At 66.6% G+C, this 18306-nt stretch carries 16 protein-coding genes and 1 pseudogene; 6 read left to right on the forward strand and 11 right to left on the reverse strand.

The genetic code is table 11. From position 1 onward, the window contains the following. Window positions 1–68 precede the first annotated feature (68 nt). Window positions 69–626 (forward strand): trypsin-like serine protease, encoded by a 558-nt coding sequence (locus tag ASG92_RS03460; protein ID WP_056624534.1) that lies wholly within the window; start codon window positions 69–71, stop codon window positions 624–626. A gap of 143 nt (window positions 627–769) precedes the next feature. On the opposite strand, the gene ASG92_RS03465 is transcribed toward ASG92_RS03460, so the two are convergent. Further along, complete coding sequence (locus tag ASG92_RS03465; RefSeq protein WP_056624537.1) at window positions 770–1105, reverse strand: YciI family protein; 336 nt, start codon at window positions 1103–1105, stop codon at window positions 770–772. A gap of 232 nt (window positions 1106–1337) precedes the next feature. Here ASG92_RS03465 and clpB point away from each other — a divergent pair, with 232 nt between their 5' ends. After that, window positions 1338–4007, forward strand: a complete 2670-nt coding sequence (gene clpB / locus ASG92_RS03470; RefSeq protein WP_056624540.1) for an ATP-dependent chaperone ClpB — start codon at window positions 1338–1340, stop codon at window positions 4005–4007. 21 nt (window positions 4008–4028) lie between these two features. Here clpB and ASG92_RS29505 read toward each other — a convergent pair whose 3' ends face one another. Continuing rightward, window positions 4029–4742 (reverse strand): septum formation family protein, encoded by a 714-nt coding sequence (locus ASG92_RS29505; protein WP_056624543.1) that lies wholly within the window; start codon window positions 4740–4742, stop codon window positions 4029–4031. Between the two features lie 345 nt (window positions 4743–5087). Here ASG92_RS29505 and ASG92_RS03480 point away from each other — a divergent pair, with 345 nt between their 5' ends. From ASG92_RS03480 to ASG92_RS03490, 3 genes and pseudogenes are all read left to right on the forward strand, one after another. Continuing rightward, window positions 5088–5321 (forward strand): DUF3073 domain-containing protein, encoded by a 234-nt coding sequence (locus ASG92_RS03480; protein WP_056624544.1) that lies wholly within the window; start codon window positions 5088–5090, stop codon window positions 5319–5321. Between the two features lie 252 nt (window positions 5322–5573). Further along, window positions 5574–5915: pseudogene (locus ASG92_RS03485) on the forward strand (hypothetical protein); the annotation flags it as partial. A gap of 39 nt (window positions 5916–5954) precedes the next feature. Continuing rightward, the gene (locus ASG92_RS03490; RefSeq protein WP_056624550.1) at window positions 5955–6782 is read left to right on the forward strand and encodes a VOC family protein; all 828 of its coding nucleotides are present in this window, start codon (window positions 5955–5957) and stop codon (window positions 6780–6782) included. An 87-nt stretch (window positions 6783–6869) separates the two neighbouring features. Here ASG92_RS03490 and purM read toward each other — a convergent pair whose 3' ends face one another. The 9 genes from purM to ASG92_RS03535 form a co-directional block, all read right to left on the reverse strand. Next, complete coding sequence (purM, locus tag ASG92_RS03495; protein WP_056624554.1) at window positions 6870–8033, reverse strand: phosphoribosylformylglycinamidine cyclo-ligase; 1164 nt, start codon at window positions 8031–8033, stop codon at window positions 6870–6872. Then, window positions 8030–9763 carry an amidophosphoribosyltransferase gene (gene purF, locus ASG92_RS03500; protein ID WP_056624558.1) on the reverse strand — a complete coding sequence of 578 codons (1734 nt, stop codon included), beginning with the start codon at window positions 9761–9763 and terminating at the stop codon, window positions 8030–8032. Before purF ends, purM begins: the two co-directional genes overlap by 4 nt. Before the next feature lie 47 nt (window positions 9764–9810). Continuing rightward, the gene (locus ASG92_RS03505; protein ID WP_056624561.1) at window positions 9811–10185 is read right to left on the reverse strand and encodes a hypothetical protein; all 375 of its coding nucleotides are present in this window, start codon (window positions 10183–10185) and stop codon (window positions 9811–9813) included. A gap of 56 nt (window positions 10186–10241) precedes the next feature. Beyond that, a complete protein-coding gene (locus ASG92_RS03510) occupies window positions 10242–11096 on the reverse strand; it encodes a fumarylacetoacetate hydrolase family protein (protein WP_056624563.1) in 855 nt (284 codons plus the stop codon). 11 nt (window positions 11097–11107) lie between these two features. Next, the gene (uraH, locus tag ASG92_RS03515; RefSeq protein ID WP_056624567.1) at window positions 11108–11446 is read right to left on the reverse strand and encodes a hydroxyisourate hydrolase; all 339 of its coding nucleotides are present in this window, start codon (window positions 11444–11446) and stop codon (window positions 11108–11110) included. Continuing rightward, complete coding sequence (uraD, locus tag ASG92_RS03520) at window positions 11443–11940, reverse strand: 2-oxo-4-hydroxy-4-carboxy-5-ureidoimidazoline decarboxylase (RefSeq protein ID WP_056624684.1); 498 nt, start codon at window positions 11938–11940, stop codon at window positions 11443–11445. The genes uraH and uraD overlap by 4 nt, the downstream gene beginning before the upstream one ends. 575 nt (window positions 11941–12515) lie before the next feature. Next, the gene (locus ASG92_RS03525) at window positions 12516–13322 is read right to left on the reverse strand and encodes an IclR family transcriptional regulator (protein ID WP_157372082.1); all 807 of its coding nucleotides are present in this window, start codon (window positions 13320–13322) and stop codon (window positions 12516–12518) included. 89 nt (window positions 13323–13411) lie between these two features. Beyond that, entirely contained in the window at window positions 13412–14668 is a 1257-nt protein-coding gene (locus tag ASG92_RS03530) for an aminopeptidase P family protein (RefSeq protein ID WP_056624572.1), read from the reverse strand. A 92-nt stretch (window positions 14669–14760) separates the two neighbouring features. Further along, window positions 14761–16071, reverse strand: coding sequence for an MFS transporter (locus ASG92_RS03535; RefSeq protein WP_240986993.1), 1311 nt, complete (start codon window positions 16069–16071; stop codon window positions 14761–14763). Window positions 16072–16587: 516 nt separating this feature from the next. On the opposite strand from ASG92_RS03535, the gene betA reads away from it, so the two are divergent. Beyond that, window positions 16588–18300, forward strand: a complete 1713-nt coding sequence (betA, locus tag ASG92_RS03540; RefSeq protein WP_056624578.1) for a choline dehydrogenase — start codon at window positions 16588–16590, stop codon at window positions 18298–18300. Window positions 18301–18306: the final 6 nt, after the last annotated feature.

Below are 18306 nucleotides of genomic sequence, written 5' to 3' on the forward strand. Positions count from 1 at the left end.
TAACTGCCCGTAGTGTCTCAGTTGAACATCCCCGCCGTCCGTCTCACGAGTGCGAAGGAGCCACCGCATTGAAGATCGCCAAACTTCTTGCCGCTGCGGCCGCCGCGGTGCTGCTGGCACCCGCGAACGCCGCCACCGCGGCCCCTGCAGAAGACGGCTCGGTCCACAAGAACATCGCCGGCGGCAACACCACTTCCGTCTCCGCGGCGCCCTTCGCGGCGCAGGTTTCGTTCGATACAGCCGGCACCAAAGTGGGCTACGTGGGCCTGTCCGGTTCCTTCCCCTCGAGCGGAACGGCCGCCAAGGTCTACGGCTGGGGCTACCAGTCCGAAGGCTCCGGCGCCATGTCCTACTTCCTTAAGAGCGCCGACGTCACCGTCTCGGGGCAGGCTTCGGATCCGTCCGGTGGTCCGACCGTGAGTACGCGGTCCCAGAGCGGCCATACCCTCAACGGTGATTCGGGAGGCCCGCTGATCGTCAACGACAAGCTCGCGGGCGTGCTGTCCACGTCCAGCATCCTGCCGGCCCAGAACCCCGCAGACTACACGGGCTACAGCAACGAGCACGCGTCCGTTGCCCGGAATCTCAGCTGGATCACGCGCGTTTCCGGGGTCCCGGGCTCCTAGCCCATTCCGGAAATAGCCGACGCCGGGAAGCCGGCGCCGGGAAGCAGCCGGCGCCGGGGAAACTGGCGCCGGGAAGCAGGCAACCGGCGGGCGGCGCCTTGGGGGAGCCGCCCGCCGGTTTACTTTCCGGCGGCTGCGCGGCCTTACATCCCGGGGATGTCGAGGGCTTCGTAGACCTGGATGCTCGCGCCGGGCATCATCAGGTGGGGGTGGCCCTCCAGCAGCGCCAGGGCGCCGTCCATGTCGTCGGCCTGGAGGATGCCGTACCCGCCAACCTGGGTGTTGGTGTCAGTGGTTCCGGCGGTGGTGACCTCCTTGCCTGCGCCGAGCGGATTTCCCATGTCCACGATGCCGTCGCCGGCTCTGGTTGCCCATTCCATCCAGGCCTTCATGCCCTCCTGGGCGGCCTCGGGGGAGCTCTCCGCCATCTGCGACTGCGCGGACTGCGGTGCGTTGTAAAGAACTACGAACTTCGTCATTGCGGGTGCTCCTCTCGAACGTGCCGTTGGAACCATCGGTCCCGGTCACAGGTCCGATCCTAGGGGGATTCGGGTGCTGGGGATACAGTTCAGAGGCAGTGGTTCGCCGGAAATTCACGTGCTCCTGGCAGGCTGTTTTCGCTGTCGGCAAACTCGGGCAGCCAGCGCCTCCGGCCAAAGTTGAGCGTTGTAGACTCAACTTAGATAATTCACTTTCCGGAAGGAGCTCGCATTGGACGTCAAATTCACCACCAAGAGCCAGGAGGCCCTTTCGGCTGCAGCCATGAACGCCTCCACGGCCGGAAATCCCCTGGTGGAGCCGGCCCACCTGCTCAAGGCGCTGATGGATCAGCGGGAGGGGGTCGCCGTCGCGCTTCTGCGTGCCACCGGCGCCGATCCGGACGCCGTCAGCGTGCAGGCCAGCACCGCCATCAAGGCGCTCCCGGCCACCTCGGGGAGCTCCGTGCAGCAGGCCCAGCTGTCCCGCACCGCCCTCCAGGCCATCCAGAACGCGCAGAACGAGGCAGGCAAGCTCGGCGATTCCTTTGTCTCCACAGAGCACCTGCTGCTGGGCCTCTCGGCCGGCAGCGGCGGAGTGGGGAAGCTGATGCGCGACGCCGGCGCCTCCCATGAAGCGCTGCTCGCCGCCCTGCCAGGCGTCCGCGGCGACCGCAAGGTGACCAGCGCGGATCCGGAAAACACCTTCCAGGCGCTGGAAAAGTTCGGCACCGACCTGACGTCCATGGCCCGTTCCGGCAAGCTGGACCCCGTCATCGGCCGGGATACCGAGATCCGGCGCATCATCCAGGTGCTGAGCCGCCGCACCAAGAACAACCCGGTGATCATCGGCGAGCCGGGCGTGGGCAAGACCGCCGTCGTCGAAGGCCTGGCGCAGCGGATCGTCGCCGGTGACGTGCCCGAAAGCCTGCGCGGCAAGACCCTCATCGCGCTGGACCTGGCCTCCATGGTGGCGGGAGCCAAGTACCGCGGCGAATTCGAGGAGCGGCTCAAGGCCGTCCTGGAGGAGATCAAGAACTCGGACGGACAAATCGTCACGTTCATCGACGAGATCCACACGGTGGTGGGGGCGGGCGCCACGGGGGAGAGCTCCATGGACGCCGGCAACATGCTCAAGCCCATGCTGGCACGCGGCGAGCTGCGCCTGATCGGAGCAACCACGCTGGATGAGTACCGCGAGAACATCGAGAAGGACCCGGCCCTGGAGCGCCGCTTCCAGCAGGTCTATGTCGGCGAGCCCAGCGTGGATGACACCATCGGCATCCTCCGCGGGCTAAAGGAGCGTTACGAAGCCCACCACAAGGTGGCCATCGCCGATTCTGCCCTGGTCGCGGCCGCGTCGCTCTCCAACCGCTACATTTCCGGACGGCAGCTGCCGGACAAGGCGATCGACCTCGTGGATGAGGCCGCCTCCCGGCTGCGGATGGAGATCGACTCGGCACCGGAGGAGATCGACCAGCTGCGCCGGGCCGTGGACCGCCTCACCATGGAGGAGCTGGCCCTCGCTCACGAGAAGGACGCCGCCTCGGTGGAACGCCTGGCTGCCCTGCGCGCGGACATGGCGGACAAAAAGGAAGAACTGGCCGCCCTCAACGCCCGCTGGGAAGCCGAGAAGGCCGGGCTCAACCACGTGGGCGACCTCAAGGCCAGGCTGGACGAACTTCGCTCGGCCGCGGACAAGTACCAGCGTGAAGGAGACCTAGAGGCCGCCTCCCGGATCCTTTACGGCGAGCTGCCCGCCCTGGAGCGTGAGCTCAATGCAGCGGCCGAAGCCGAATCGGCCCGCGAGGCCAGCGGAGCCGCGAAGCCTGAGCTCATGGTGGCCGAGGAAGTCACGGCGGACGACATTGCCGAGGTGATTTCCGCCTGGACCGGCATCCCCGCCGGGCGCATGCTGCAGGGTGAAAGCCAGAAACTGCTGCACATGGAGGAGGAACTCGGCAAGCGTCTGATCGGCCAGTCCAAGGCCGTGGCCGCCGTGTCCGACGCCGTCCGCCGTGCCCGGGCAGGCATCAGCGACCCCAACCGGCCCACGGGCTCGTTCCTGTTCCTGGGGCCCACGGGCGTGGGCAAGACGGAGCTGGCCAAGGCCCTGGCTGACTTCCTGTTCGACGACGAACGCGCCATGGTGCGGCTCGACATGTCCGAATACGGTGAGAAGCACTCCGTCGCGCGGCTGGTGGGGGCGCCTCCGGGCTACGTCGGCTACGAGGAAGGCGGCCAGCTGACCGAGGCCGTCCGCCGCAGGCCGTACTCGGTAGTGCTGCTCGATGAGGTGGAGAAGGCCCACCCGGAGGTCTTTGACATCCTCCTGCAGGTGCTCGACGACGGCCGCCTCACCGACGGCCAGGGCCGCACGGTGGACTTCCGCAACACCATTCTGGTGCTCACGTCCAACCTGGGCAGCCAGTTCCTGGTGGACCCCACCCTGGACCCGCAGGCCAAGCGGACCGCGGTGATGGCCACCGTGCACGCGTCCTTCAAGCCGGAGTTCCTGAACCGGCTTGACGAGGTGGTGCTGTTCGATGCCCTCACCGTGGACGAGCTCGCCAGGATCGTGGAGCTGCAGGTGGCAGAGCTGTCCCGGCGGCTGCGCGAACGGCGGCTCTCGCTTGAGGTGACCGACGGCGCCCGCGCCTGGCTGGCGATGTCCGGCTTTGACTCCGCATACGGCGCCCGGCCGCTGCGCCGCCTGGTGCAGCGCGAAATCGGGGACCGGCTGGCCAAGGCCATCCTGACCGGCGAAATCGCGGACGGCGACACCGTGCTCGTGGACACCGCGGCCGACGTCGACGAACTCACCGTTGAGGGGCTCGAGGCCCTCGTGGGACCCGACGGCGGCGCCCCCGCCGGCAGCGGACTTTCGGTCCGCCGGAAGGACTAGCGGAACGGCCGGGCCGGAACACTAGGGGAGCAGGCTGGCCTTGATGATGTTGCCGGCCGCCGCGGTGACGTAGCAGTCCACGCGGCGGTCGCCCTGGCCCCAGCTCGTGCTGCTGGGGTAGGCCAGCCGGTAGTCCAGGTTGTAGGCGTTGGATTTGTCCGTCAGTGCTGCCCGCTGGCAGGCCTCCCGTGCCTTGGCTTTCATGGCGTCGCCGCCGGGGTAGCCGTCCGCGGCCTCGTAATGGTGGACGGCCACCAGCTGGGCGGAATGTTGAGTGGTGCACGCCACCACCGTGGATTCGATCGCCTCGGGATCGAAGTCCTTGAAACAGTCACCCACCCGGAAATCCAGCGGACTCACTCCCGTCAGGGGCAGGCTGGGCCGGGCGGACGCGGAGGGTGCGGCCGGGGAAGCAGTTTCCTGGAGGCCCCCGGGCTGGTTCGCGGACTGCATTGTGGCCGTAGCCAACAGCGTGGTCAGCAGCCAGATGAGCAGGCCGCCCACGGCCAGCACCGCGGCAACGAACCCGGCCTTGACCAGGGACTGCCTGACGTCCGCCGTGGGGCGGCGCGCTGCGGTCCGGGATGTGATCCGCGGCGGCGCGGCCGGATGGGGAGGAACGGCCGGGCGCGGAGGGACGGCCGGGTGGGGAGGAACAGCCGGGTGGGGCTGCGCGGTACGGGATTGCGCAGCCGTCTGCGGGTCCTCACCGTGGGTCGGGTGGTCTTCAGTCACTGGGGCGGCACCCCTTCCGGGCGTTCTCGGGGTAAACATGGGCAGCAAATATGGCAGGAGGTAGCGGGCGCTGGGTCCTGGCAGCATTCCCCACGGGGATTTCAGCCGAGGGTCGCCGGCCCGTTTATTTCAATCGTTCAGGAGACTCTACCGAACAAAAAATCCATGCGACCCCCTGATTGCCGCAGTTGTGGCCGCGACACCGGCCCGGCCGGCTCCCGCCTGGCGAGCAGTTGCCGCCGAAAGCATGTAATCTAGGGATACGACAAATTGACCAAACATTCCGGGGCCTCACCGATAGCCAAGGTGACCACCTCCGGTCCAAGTACAAAAGGGGGTCACGCCATGGGGCGCGGCCGTCAAAAGGCAAAAGCTACCAAGCAGGCTCGGGACATCAAGTACTACTCCCCGAACACTGACTATTCGGCCCTCCAGCGTGAGCTCACGGGTCCGGGAAGTCGTGCAACGAGCCATTTCGCGAATGAACCGGTCGAACCGGACTATTCAGCCTACGTGGATAAGTACGCGGACGATTTGGACGAAGACGACGACGAGGTAGACACCCGTCGGATCGGTTAGTCGTTCCAGCCTGAACGTGCCGTAAGGCACTCAGCTGAATGCCGCCGTCGTACGTATGTGCGTCGTTTTTTCAGGCACCCGTTTTTCTTGTTCCCTGAATTTCCGGAGGGCTTGCCTTCCGAATCCAGGGTTCGGCACAACTATTACGCCCGCCGGGCATGCCAGTCATTGGCATGCCCGGCGGGCTTTTTAGTGCCGCGCTGCAGCTGCTGGCGGGCGGGGAGAAGACCGTAACGGAGCACCGGCGGCACCTCGGTGCGCCTGACCCACGAAGGCCTCAGCGGGCAGCAGGAAGTGGCCCACGCCGAAGGCTGGAACCACTACCTGGACCGCCTGGTGGCCGAAGCAACCAGCGGAGACGCGCGCTCCCTCAACCTGGAATTCCTGGTTCACGCCTGGGACTTCAGCAAGGCACTCGGGGCAGACCTCAGCGTTTCAGACGCCCTGACGGACTACGTCGAGGTCCTCGCACAGCAGACCATCACCGACCAGGTCCGCGCCGGCGGCAGCTTCGCGCCTGCCCGGCAGGTGGCGGAGTCGGCCAGCAGCCTGGAGCGGCTCGTGGCCTTCACCGGACGGCCTGTGCACGTCTAGCCTGTTAGGGAGGTCTGTCCAACGGAAGGAATGAGCGGCATGGTTCAGCGCACTGGGTACAACCACGGGGAGGTGTGCTGGACCGACGTTCAGACGCCCGATGTGGCGGCCGCGAAGTCCTTCTATGCCGCGGTGTTCGGCTGGCGCTACGAGGACCTCCCCACGCCGGACGGCCGCAGCTATTCGAAGGCCTTCCTGGACGACGACCTGGTGGCGGTCATCGCACCGCAGCCCCCGGACCAGGAAGCGGCCTCCGCGCCGGCGCGGTGGAACGTCTACCTCGCCGCAGACGACGCCCGCGCCATCGCCGAAGAGACCCCGCTCGCGGGCGGCACCGTGCAGTTCGGGCCAGAGGAAATCGCTGACACCGGAACCATGGTGTTCGTGGAACCGCCCGGAGGCGGCGCCACCGGCATCTGGCAGGCCGGAACCCACCTGGGCAGCGGGCGGTACGGCGAGCCCGGCGCGTTCTCCTGGGCCGAGCTCGTGACGACCGAGCCGGCGGCCGCCGTCGGATTTTTCCAGCGGCTGTTCGGCCACGATGTGACCGAATACCCGCAGGACGACGGCGGCATGTACACCACGCTGATGGTCGACGGCGCCGAAGTGGCAGGCGTGGCTCCCGCACCGTCGTTGGATGAGGAGACAGGGCCGGGTGAAGAGACGGGGCCGGAGGACGAGTCAGGGCCGGACGAGGAGCTGGGCTGGCAGGTCTATTTCGGCGTGTCCAGCGTGTCCGAGGCGGTGCTCGCCGCCGCTGCAGCCGGCGCTGAGGTGCTCGTTGAGCCGGAGTTCGTCGACGACGGCGGAACCATCGCCACACTGAAGGACCCGCAGGGCGGCGTGTTCAGCGTCCTGGAGGTCTAAGTTCTGGAGGCCTTAAACGCATCGAGTGCTCCGTAACCGCCCTTATGAAGGTTCTAAAGGGCGGTTACGGAGCACTCGATGACGTATTTAAGCGTAGGTGCTGACCATCTGCACGGCGCCGCCGTCCACGCCCTTGGCGCCCTGGACGTAGTCCGGACCGGACTTGAGGACCGAGTCGGAGTCGGCGTGGACAGTGCCCATGATCCAGGACGGCAGGCCGCGTTCGTTCAGGCGCGCCACGGCGGCGTCCGCGGCGTCCGCGGAGACGATGGCCACCATGCCCACGCCGAGGTTGAGCGTGCGCTCGAGGTCCGCCAGCGGGACGCGGCCGAGTTCCGAGACCAGCTTGAAGATGGCCGGCAGCTCCCAGGTGGAGCGGTCGACCGTCGCCACGAGGCCCTGCGGCAGGACGCGGGCCAGGTTTGCGGCGAGTCCGCCGCCGGTGACGTGGCTGAAGCCGTGGACGGCCCGGCCGGCCGACACGGGGAACGCGCGGGCGAGGTCGAGGCAGTCAGCGGCGTAGACGCGGGTGGGTTCCAGCAGTTCCTCGCCCAGCGTGCGGCCCAGTTCGGAGACCTGGCGGTCCAGGGCCCAACCGGCGTGGTTGATGACGCGGCGGACCAGCGAGTAGCCGTTGGAGTGCAGGCCGGAGGAAGCCATGCCGATCACCACGTCGCCGGCGCGGACGCGGTCCGGGCCGAGGAGGTCGGCGGCTTCGACAACACCGGTGGCGGCACCGGCAACGTCGTACTCGTGCTCACCCAGCAGGCCGGGGTGCTCGGCGGTTTCGCCGCCCACCAGGGCGGTGCCGGCCACGGAGCACGCTGCTGCGATGCCGCGGACGATGTCCGCGATGCGCTCGGGGACAACCTTGCCGCAGGCGATGTAGTCCGTCATGAACAGCGGCTCGGCGCCCACCACCACGATGTCGTCCACCACCATGCCCACGAGGTCGAAGCCGATGGTGTCATGGATGTCCATTGCCTGGGCGATGGCCACCTTGGTGCCCACGCCGTCCGTGGACGTGGCCAGCAGGGGCCGCTTGTAGGTCAGCAGCTTCGAGACGTCGTACAGGCCGGCGAACCCGCCGACGCCGCCAATCACCGAAGCGTTGTGGGTCGCCTTGACGGCGCCCTTCATGAGCTCGACGGCGCGGTCTCCCGCTTCGACGTCGACACCCGCGGACGCGTAGGTGATGCCGGCATTGTTCTGGGCGGCATTCATGTCAGCAGTGGGGGAGGCGGAAGTCATACGGACTCTTTCTTATCAGCGCCGACGGTGGCAGCGTCGTGGTGGACGTCGGGAACGCGGTCGGCGTCCGTGAGCAGGTTCTCGAACTCGGAATCCGGCCCGGGATCGCAGCCCGTGGCGCCCGGCTTCTCCGCCGGGTCCTCGGTGACGGGGATGCTGTCCGGGTTTCCGGGCGACACCAGTGCAGGTTCCGCGGGGGCTTCGGCGGCGCGGGCTGCAGCGGGTGCGGCGGCATCAGCAGCAGGGGAGACCGGCAGGCCGCCGAGGTCCGTGCGTTCCAGCAGGTTCTTGCCGAGCTTGTCCGAGCCGGGGAGCTCGATGGGGTACTTGCCCGTGAAGCAGGCGGTGCAGAGGCGTTCGCGGGGCTGCCTGGTGGCGTCGATCATTCCGTCTTCGGAGATGTAGGCCAGCGAATCGGCGCCGATGGCCTGGGTGATTTCTTCGATGGTGGCGCCGTTGGCGATGAGTTCGGCCCGGGACGCGAAGTCGATGCCGTAGAAGCAGGGCCACTTGACCGGCGGGGAGGAAATCTTGATGTGGACGCTCGCGGCGCCCGCTTCGCGGAGCATCCGCACGATGGCGCGCTGGGTGTTGCCGCGGACGATCGAGTCGTCCACCACCACCACGCGCTTGCCGCGGATCACGGATTCCAGGGCGTTGAGCTTGAGCCGGATGCCGAGCTGGCGCAGCGTCTGCGAGGGCTGGATGAAGGTGCGGCCCACGTAGGAGTTCTTGACGAAGCCGTGTGCGAACGGGATGCCGGATTCCTCGGCGTAGCCCACCGCGGCGGGAGTGCCGGACTCGGGGACGGGAATGACGATGTCCGCTTCCTGGGTGTTTTCGCGGGCCAGCTGGCGGCCCATCTCCACGCGGGATTCGTACACGGACCGTCCGGCGATCGCGGCGTCGGGACGCGCGAGGTAGACGTACTCGAAAACGCAACCGGCCGGCGTCGGCTCCGCGAAGCGCTGGGACCGCACGCCCTGCTCGTCGATGGCGATGAATTCGCCGGGCTCGATCTCCCGGATGAAGCTGGCGCCCACGGTGGCCAGGGCGGACTGCTCGGAGGCCACCACCCAGCCGCGCTCCAGCCTGCCGAGGACCAGCGGGCGGATGCCGAAGGTGTCGCGGGCCGCGTACAGCGTGCCTTCGTCCATGAAGACGAAACAGAAGCCGCCGCGGATCTTGGGTAGCAGCTCGATGGCGGTCTGTTCGAGGGTCTTCCCCTCTTCGCCTTCGAGCAGTGCCGTCACGAGGGCGGTGTCGGAGGTGTTGCCCTGCTTCATCTCGCCGCTGAGCTGGCCGCCGTTGCGCTCGTTGATCATGGCGTTGAGTTCGGCGGTGTTGGTCAGGTTGCCGTTGTGCGCCAGGGCCACGGTGCCTGTGGCGGTGGCGCCGAGCGTGGGCTGGGCGTTGGCCCAGTGGCTGGCTCCGGTAGTGGAATAGCGGCAGTGGCCCACAGCCAGATGCCCGGTCAGGGTGTTCAGCGTGGTCTCGTCAAAGACCTGGGACACGAGGCCCATGTCCTTGTAGACGTTGATCCGCTTGCCGTCGCTGGTGGCAATACCAGCCGACTCCTGACCGCGGTGCTGCAGTGCATACAGCCCGTAATAGGTGAGTTTTGCTACTTCTTCACCTGGTGCCCAGACCCCGAAGACGCCGCAAGCGTCCTGAGGGCCTTTTTCGCCAGGGAGAAGATCATGAGAAAGTTTTCCATCGCCGCGTGCCACTGGTCGATTATCTCACGTCATCGGGTAGGGAACTTCCGGCGGCCGGTTTATGACCGGAGGCCGGGTTCGCCGCCGTCGTCCCGCGTGCGCTCCCGGGAAGTGTCCGGTTCCGCGTCAGGCAGGGCCTGTTCCGCCTCGGGAGCGGCCTCGACGACGGCGTGCTGCGCCCGCTTGACGCTCAGCCGGTCCAGGACCAGCGCGGCAAGTGCGCCGAGGATCACACCGCCGGCGCCGCACAGCACCATGAAGAAGCCGAAGACGGCGCCGCGGTCGTAGCTGGCGTCGCCGGGAAGCGCGTAGGCAATGACCGCCGCGGCTGCAATGCCCACGATCCCGCCCAGGATCAGGAACGGAACATACTTGGGTGCGCGCCGCACGGTGATTTCGCGCCGTTCGGGTGTGGGGTGGTCGTCAGAAGCCATGCCATCTAGCCTACTGTCATCCTGCGGTGCCGCCGCCGCTGCCCGGGCGGCCGTGTTCAGGCCGGACCGGCGGCGTCCACGAGCCGCTGCCGCTGTTCGCCGAGAAGCTCGCCGCCGGACATCCGCATGACGTCGCCCGCCTTGAGGTACGGGAAGCGTCCGGACAGCGCCACGCCTTCCGGGGTGCCGGTGGTGATGAGGTCGCCGGGTTCGAGCACCATGTACTGCGAGAGGCGGCGGACCAGTTCGGCGGGACCGAACACCATGTCCGCCGTCGAACTGTCCTGCCGGGTTTCGTCGTTGACCCACGACGCCAGCCGGATATTGCCCGGATCAACGTCCGTGGCAGGCACGAGCCACGGGCCCACCGGGTTGAACGTGGGGCAGGACTTCCCCAGCGACCACTGCGGCCCGGAGTGCTCCAGCTGGTACTCGCGCTCGGACACGTCGTTGGAAAGGACGAAACCCGCAATGCACGCCGCGGCATCGGCATCGGACTCCAGATAACTGGCCCGCCGGCCGATCACCACGCCCAGCTCCACCTCCCAGTCCACCCGCTGCGCTCCGGGCGGAATCACGACGTCGTCGTCCGGTCCCACCACGGTGTTGGGGTGCTTGAAGAAAATGATAGGCCGCTCCGGCACCGGGAGGCCTGATTCCGCGGCGTGCGCGGCGTAGTTCAGCCCGACGCCGATCACGGCACCCGGCCGGGCTATCGGGGCGCCGATCCGACGGCCCTCGACCGTCACCTGCGGAAGGCCCGTCAGGTCCAGTTCGCCGAGCTCGGCCCACGACTCCAGGAAGTCGCCGTCGATGTCCCGGGTGACCGGCCGGAGGTCATACGCCCGGCCCTCGTCGTCCAGGACCACGGGGATCTCGGCGCCTGCCGGTCCAATACGCATCAGCCTCATGGTTGCTTCTTTCAGCTTCCGCGGTAGGTGGAGTAGGCGAAGGGGCTGAGCAGCAGCGGCACGTGGTAATGCTCGGCGCCGGTCACTTCGAAGACCAGGTCCACCTCCGGGAAAAACGTGGCCGTGCCCTGCTGCGCGTAGTAGGCGCCGGTGGCGAAGTTCAGCCGGTATGTGCCGGGCGCCAGCTGCTCGGGGCCGAGATCCTTCGCGCGGCCGTCGGCATCGGTGGTGCCGCTCGCCAGCTGTGTCCAGTTGCCGCCGTCGTTCGCGTAAAGCACGACGGCGACCCCCGCCGCCGGGAGGCCGGCGCCGGTGTCCAGGACGTGGGTGGTGACGTGGGAAACGCTCATTCGCTGATCACTCCTTCGAGGCGCAGCAGGGCGATTTCACGCAGCTGCTGGGCAACAATGGCGTCTTCCTGCGCCGGGGTGTTGGCCAGGCGCTCGTTCAGCGCGGCCAGGATTTCGGGGGCAGAGCGGCCGGCAGCGCGGATCAGGAAGACCCGGCCGAACTTCTCCTCGTAGGCGCGGTTTCCGCGGGCCAGCGCGCCGGCCACCGCGGTGTCCGCGGGGTCCACGCCTGACTGTTCCGAGCGCGACATGGACGCTTCGGCGGTTTGGCCGGCAGGGCGTTCGCCGATGCGCGGGTGGTGCGCCAGTGCCGCTTCGACCTCTTCGGCGGTGAACGGTGCCGCGGCCTCGCGGGCGCCGTCCAGGAGTTCCCCGACGGAGGCGAACGGACGTGCGTCGGCGACCTGGTCCACCCAGCGCTGGACGTCTATGCAGGGCCGGAGCACCGCGCTGGCAGCGGCCCGGTCCGCGTCATTGAATTCGGCAAGCTTCACTTGGTCATCCCTCAGGCAGGTGCTGGCATCCACGGTGACGGCTATGCGGAGAGCCGGGCTTTCTCCCGGCGAAACCAACCTGCCACCGGCATTTGGTTTCCGCATCATGGAACTGTTATTTCAGCATACGTAATAGTGAAGCGGACGGAGTGCGCCGTGTCAAGAGACTATCCCAGCGGTGCTGGCCGGTGTGATGGGGCGCCCTGGTTCCGGTCCCGTCCCCGAGACGCTCTCTCACTTATCGCCGTCCAATCCGGGACGCTCTCTCACTTATCGCCGTCCAATCCGGGACGCTCTCTCACTTATCGCCGTCCAATCCGGGACGCTCTCTCACTTATCGGGGAACGGCCGCATTCTTTAGCGGAAGTGAGAGCGCGTGGGGTAAACGGGGGCAGGAAGTGAGAGAGCGTGGGGTAAATGGGGGGCAGGAGGTGAGAGAGCGTGGGGTAAATGGGGGCAGGAAGTGAGAGGGCGTGGGGTTAATGGGGGCAGGAGGTGAGAGGGCGTGGGGTTAATGGGGGCAGGAGGTGAGAGGGCGTGGGGTTAATGGGGGCAGGAGGTGAGAGGGCGTGGGGTTAGCGGGTGGGGGAGGTGCCGCCAAGCCGCGAGGTTACCCGTCGGGCCGCCGCCCGGCAGGATTCACCGAGGCTCTGCAACGTGTCCGGTGAAACCCGGAACCGGGGAGCCGGGATAAGGACCGCCGCCGCAACGTCGCCGCGGTGGTCATAGACGGGTGCGGCAATGCCCACTTCATCGAGCGAGGACTCGCCGTAGTTGATCGCCCAGCCGCGCTCGCGGACATCGCCCAGCCGGTCCAGGTAAGCCTCGAGGCTGGTCTCGTCCAGGCCCGGATAGATGATGGCGCCGCTGCGCAGCAGGACGCGGACGCGCTCGGCAGGCTCGGCTGCGAGAAAGACCTGCACGGAGGCGCTCAAGGCATCGTGATAGCGGGCGCCCAGCGGAGTGGTGTGTTTGATCTGGTGGTGGCTGGGTATCTGTTCCACGCACATCGACTCGGAGCCGTTCCACACCATGAGGGCGCTGGTTTCGCCCGTTTGTTCGGCCAGTTCACGCAGCACGGGATAGGCGACGCGGCGTTCTTCCAGTTCGGCGAGCAGGGGCCCGGCCACCGCGATCAGGCCCAGGCCAAGGCGGAACCGGCGGGTTTCCGTGTCCCGTTCCACCAGGTGCTCCTGCTCGAACGTGGCCAGGATCCGGGAGACAGTGCTCTTATGCAGGCCCACCCGGTTGGCGATCTCCGTGACTCCAAGCAGCGGTTCGTCCGCGGTGAAACTTCGCAGGACGGCGATGGCGTTGACTATGACGGACGTGCCTTTGGTATCGCCGTTGCCGCTGGTGTCGGGAGCTTCTGCTGAGGTCATGGTGTTCACCATCATTCCGCATGAGGGCCGGAAAGCGGCGCCACGGCTGACGTGGCGCCGCTCCTCGGCGGAGGCAAGGTTTGGTGCTGTTATGCCCCCACGATGTTGTATTCCGGACCGAACGGGAACTTGGTGATGTTCTCGGCGCTGTTTTCGCCGACCACCAGGATGTCGTGTTCGCGGTAGCCGCCGGCACCCGGCCGGCCGTCGAGGACCGTGATCATCGGTTCCATGGAAACCACCATGCCGGGCTCCAGCACGGTGTCGATGTCCTCGCGGAGCTCAAGCCCGGCTTCCCGGCCGTAGTAGTGGCTGAGCACGCCGAAGGAGTGCCCGTAGCCGAAGGTCCGGTTGGCGAGGAGGCCGTGGCCCACGTAGATCTCGTTCAGTTCGGCGGCGATGTCCTTGCAGACCGCGCCGGGCTTGATGAGTTCGAGGCCGCGCTTGTGGACTTCCACGTTGATGTTCCACAGTTCCAGCGAGCGGGCATGGGGTTCGCCGTAGAACAGGGTGCGTTCCAGGGCCGTGTAGTAGCCGGAGGTCATGGGGAAACAGTTCAGCGACAGGATGTCGTGTTCCTGGATCTTGCGTGTGGTGGCCCAGTTGTGGGCTCCGTCGGTGTTGATGCCCGACTGGAACCACACCCAGGTGTCCCGGATTTCCGAGTCGGGGAAAGTCCGGGCGATCTCGTGCACCATCGCCTCAGTTCCGATCAGCGCCACCTCGTATTCGGTGATTCCGGCAGTGATGGCGTTCCGGATGGCCTCGCCGCCGAGGTCGCCAATGCGCGCCCCGTGCTTGATCACCTCGATCTCCTCGGCGGACTTGATCATCCGCTGGCGCATGGCCGCCTGGGCCACATCCACGAGCGTCGCCGATGCGAACGCGGCCTGGATCTTGTCGCGGTTGTCCAGCGGCAGGGAATCATCCTCGACGCCGAGGCGGCGCACCGTGATGTTGCGGGCACGCAGGCTTTCCTGGATGGCGTGGATGTAGTTGTCCCGGCGCCAGTCCGTGTAGACGAGGTTGTCGCCGAAGCTGCGCCGCCAGGGCATGCCGGCGTCGATGTTGGCGGTGATGGTCACGGAATCGTCGGCGGTGACCACCATCGCGTAGGACCGTCCGAAGTACGTGAACAGGAAGTCTGAGTAGTACTTGATGGAGTGGTAGCTGGTGAGGATCACGGCGTCCAGGTCCTTCTCCGCCATGATGCGGCGCAGGCCGGCAAGGCGGCGTTCGAACTCGGCATCGGAGAACGTGAGACGGACCTTCTCGCCGTTGTTGAGCACCTTCAGGCGGTCCAGCTTGGCGACATCGTTGACGGCCTCGGTTTCGATGGTGGTCATGGGTTCGTACCTTTCTTTAGTGCGGAATGTAGTGAGGAAAGGCTGTGGTGCCCCGCCCGAGGCGGGCTGAGGGGGAAGGTCCCGGAGGTGGGTCATTCCTGGCGGAGCGGCTTCTTGGAGGTCTCGGCGGCGAACAGGACAGCGACCAGGGAGACGACGGATGCCGCCACCAGGTACCAGCCCGGTGCCACCTTGCTCTGGGTAAGGCCGATAAGCAGCGTGGCCATGAACGGGGCCGTACCGCCGAAGAGCGCGTTGGACAGGTTGAAGCTGACGGCGAACCCGGTGTAACGGACGCGGGTGGGGAAGAGCTCCGCCAGGAAGCTCGGGAGCGTGCCGTCGTTAAGGGTCAGCATGCCGCCGAGCAGGATCTGGACCAGGACGATGACCAGGAAATTTCCGGTGTCCAGCAGCATGAATGCCGGGACTGTCAGCACGATGAAGAGCAGCGAGGCTGTGATCAACATGCGCTTGCGGCCGAACTTGTCCGAAGCGATGCCGGTCAGGAAGATGAAGCCGATGTAGCTGGCCAGGGCGATGGTGGTGGCCAGGAAGGACTCCGCTGCGCCGAAGCCGAGTTCCTCCGAGAGGTACGTGGGCATGTAACTGAGGATCACGTAGAACCCGACCGCGTTGAGGAGGACGGCGCCGGTGGCAATGATCAGCTGCTTGCGGTACGTCCGGAACATTGCCAAGACCGGAGTCTTGACGGTGTGGTCCTCGGCGGCCAGAGCCTGGAACGCGGGGGTGTCTTCGAGCTTGGTGCGGATGTAGCGGCCGATCAGGCCCATGGGCGCTGCGAGCAGGAAGGGCAGCCGCCAGCCCCACTCATGCAGCTGCTCCGTGGTGAGGACGGTGCTGAGGAGGGCCGCAATAAGGGATCCAAGCAACAGGCCCGCCGCGGTGCTGGCCGGAACGACGGCGGCGTAGAGGCCGCGCTTGTTGGCCGGGGCATACTCCACCAGGAAGGCGGAAGCGCCGGCGTATTCACCTGCGGCGGAGAAGCCCTGGACGATCCTGACCAGAAGGAGAAGGATCGGCGCCATCACGCCGATGCTGGCGTATCCCGGGATCAGTGCAATGCAGAACGTTGATACGGACATGATGACGATGGAGAGCGACAGTGCTTTCCGCCGGCCCAGGCGGTCTCCGATGTGGCCCCAGACGAATCCGCCGAGGGGACGGACGAAGAACGAGACCGCGAAGACTCCGAAGGTGGCCAGCAAGGCTGCCTGGCGGTCGGCCTCCGGGAAGAACACCGAGGAGATGGTCGCGGCCAGGTAGCCGTAGACGGCGTAATCGAACCATTCGACGAAGTTGCCGATGAAGCTGGCAGTGACCACCTTGCGGCGGGTTTCCCTGCTGACGCCGCCACTGGCCCCGCCATTCACACTGCCATTCATGCCGCCGTCGACGTCGCCATTGAGGCCGCTGGTCGGGCTGGTCCGTCCCGCAAGTGTGGCGGGGGAGGAAGTTTCGTTACTCATATATCCACCAAAATGTTTTGGGGTTGCATTCAATGCAACGCTGTTGCATCAGATTAGGGCGTGACTTGTGACACAGTCAATGCTTTTCTAGTTCGGTTTTGCGAATCAGGCAGTGAAGGATCGCATATACCCGCCTGGTGTCGGGTGTGAATCGGGCAAATTTGTTGCGCTCAATGGAACGTGGTTGCAATCATCAGATGACCCCCGGGGCGCCCGCCATGGCTCCTGCCACGTCGCATTCCGGCGATCTGTTGACACTCCATGTGACGGCTGTCATATTTTCCAGTACGCACTATGTGCACCGCGTTGTGTAATACGCAATTGATGGGAGCGCGTCATTCCCCGCAGGGTGCACTTCGCCAGCTTCTCGATTAAGGCAAGATCGGGCGTTCCCGCGCCGGATCCGCACGACGTACAAGGAGACTTCGCACCATGACAGAGACCAACTACGACTACGTCATCGTCGGTGGGGGAAGTGCCGGTTCGGTGCTTGCCAACCGCCTGAGCGACGGTGGCACACGCAGCGTCCTGGTGCTGGAGGCCGGACGGAGCGACTACCCCTGGGACCTCTTCATCCAGATGCCGGCGGCCCTGACGTTTCCGAGCGGAAATCCGTTCTACGACTGGCGCTACCAGTCCGATCCCGAACCGCACATGGGCGGCCGCCGGGTAGCGCACGCCCGCGGCAAGGTCCTCGGCGGCTCGAGCTCCATCAACGGCATGATTTTCCAGCGCGGAAACCCCCTGGACTACGAACGCTGGGGCGCCGACTCCGGAATGGAAAGCTGGGACTTCGCGCACTGCCTTCCCTACTTCAACCGGATGGAAAATGCGCTGGCGGCGGATCCCGACGATGACCTGCGCGGACACTCCGGTCCGCTCGTCCTGGAGCGAGGCCCTGCCACCAATCCGCTGTTCCAGGCCTTCTTCAACGCGGCCCAGGAAGCCGGCTACCCGCTCACCGACGACGTCAACGGCTACCGCCAGGAGGGCTTCGCGGCCTTCGACCGGAACGTCCACAAGGGCCAGCGGCTCTCCGCGTCCCGCGCGTACCTCCGTCCCGGGTTCGGACGGAAAAACCTGACGGTCCTCACCCGTGCCCTGGTCACGAAGGTGAACTTCACCGGCAACGTGGCCACCGGCGTGACCTACCGCCGCAACGGCAAGACGCACCAGGTGAACGCCGGCGAGGTCATCCTGTCAGGCGGCGCCATCAACACCCCGCAGCTGCTGCAGCTCTCCGGCATCGGCGACTCCCGGCACCTGAACTCGCTCGGCATCAACTCCGTGGCCCACCTTCCGGGCGTCGGCGAAAACTTGCAGGACCACCTCGAGGTCTACATCCAGCACGCCTGCACCCAGCCGGTGTCCATGCAGCCCAACCTGGATCTGTGGCGCTACCCGCTCATTGGACTGCAGTGGCTGCTGGGCAGGAAGGGACCCGCGGCCACCAACCACTTCGAGGGCGGCGGCTTCGTCCGCTCCAACGACGACGTCGACTACCCCAACCTGATGTTCCACTTCCTGCCGGTTGCCGTGCGCTACGACGGCCAGAAGGCGGACGCCAAGCACGGCTACCAGGTGCACATCGGCCCCATGTATTCGGACGCCCGCGGCAGCCTCAAGATCAGGTCCACGGACCCCACCGTGCATCCGTCGATGGTGTTCAACTACCTTTCCACGGACCAGGACCGCAGGGAGTGGGTGGAGGCTGTGCGGATCGCCCGCGACATCCTGGGCCAGTCCGCAATGGGGCCCTTCAACGGAGGGGAGCTGTCACCCGGAGGAAGCGTCCGGACCGACGCCGAGATCCTGGACTGGGTGGCCCGCGACGCCGAAACCGCGCTGCACCCGTCCTGCACGGCGAAGATGGGCCCGGAATCCGACCCGATGGCCGTGGTGAACCCGCTTGACATGACGGTCCACGGCACCCGCGGCCTGCGCGTCGTCGACGCCTCGGCCATGCCCTACGTGACCAACGGCAACATCTACGCGCCGGTGATGATGCTGGCGGAGAAGGCTGCCGACCTGATTGCCGGGAAGACTCCGCTGGCGCCGCAGAACGCTGAGTTCTACCGGCACGGGCACAGTCCCCTGGACAGGGACCAAACAGCCCGTCACGCCGCCGTCGCAAACCAGGCCTGAGGCAGG

Origin of the sequence: Arthrobacter sp. Soil736, from assembly GCF_001428005.1 — a bacterium.
Taxonomy (GTDB): domain Bacteria; phylum Actinomycetota; class Actinomycetes; order Actinomycetales; family Micrococcaceae; genus Arthrobacter.

Coding starts and splice junctions, on each gene's coding strand:
- ASG92_RS03525 (WP_157372082.1), bottom strand. CDS start 13,322: ATGACCTCAGCAGAAGCTCCCGACACCAGCGGCAACGGCGATACCAAA.
- ASG92_RS03530 (WP_056624572.1), bottom strand. CDS start 14,668: ATGACCACCATCGAAACCGAGGCCGTCAACGATGTCGCCAAGCTGGAC.
- ASG92_RS03510 (WP_056624563.1), bottom strand. CDS start 11,096: ATGAGGCTGATGCGTATTGGACCGGCAGGCGCCGAGATCCCCGTGGTC.
- ASG92_RS03480 (WP_056624544.1), top strand. CDS start 5,088: ATGGGGCGCGGCCGTCAAAAGGCAAAAGCTACCAAGCAGGCTCGGGAC.
- ASG92_RS03490 (WP_056624550.1), top strand. CDS start 5,955: ATGGTTCAGCGCACTGGGTACAACCACGGGGAGGTGTGCTGGACCGAC.
- purM (WP_056624554.1), bottom strand. CDS start 8,033: ATGACTTCCGCCTCCCCCACTGCTGACATGAATGCCGCCCAGAACAAT.
- uraH (WP_056624567.1), bottom strand. CDS start 11,446: ATGAGCGTTTCCCACGTCACCACCCACGTCCTGGACACCGGCGCCGGC.
- ASG92_RS03505 (WP_056624561.1), bottom strand. CDS start 10,185: ATGGCTTCTGACGACCACCCCACACCCGAACGGCGCGAAATCACCGTG.
- betA (WP_056624578.1), top strand. CDS start 16,588: ATGACAGAGACCAACTACGACTACGTCATCGTCGGTGGGGGAAGTGCC.
- ASG92_RS03535 (WP_240986993.1), bottom strand. CDS start 16,071: ATGAATGGCAGTGTGAATGGCGGGGCCAGTGGCGGCGTCAGCAGGGAA.
- ASG92_RS03465 (WP_056624537.1), bottom strand. CDS start 1,105: ATGACGAAGTTCGTAGTTCTTTACAACGCACCGCAGTCCGCGCAGTCG.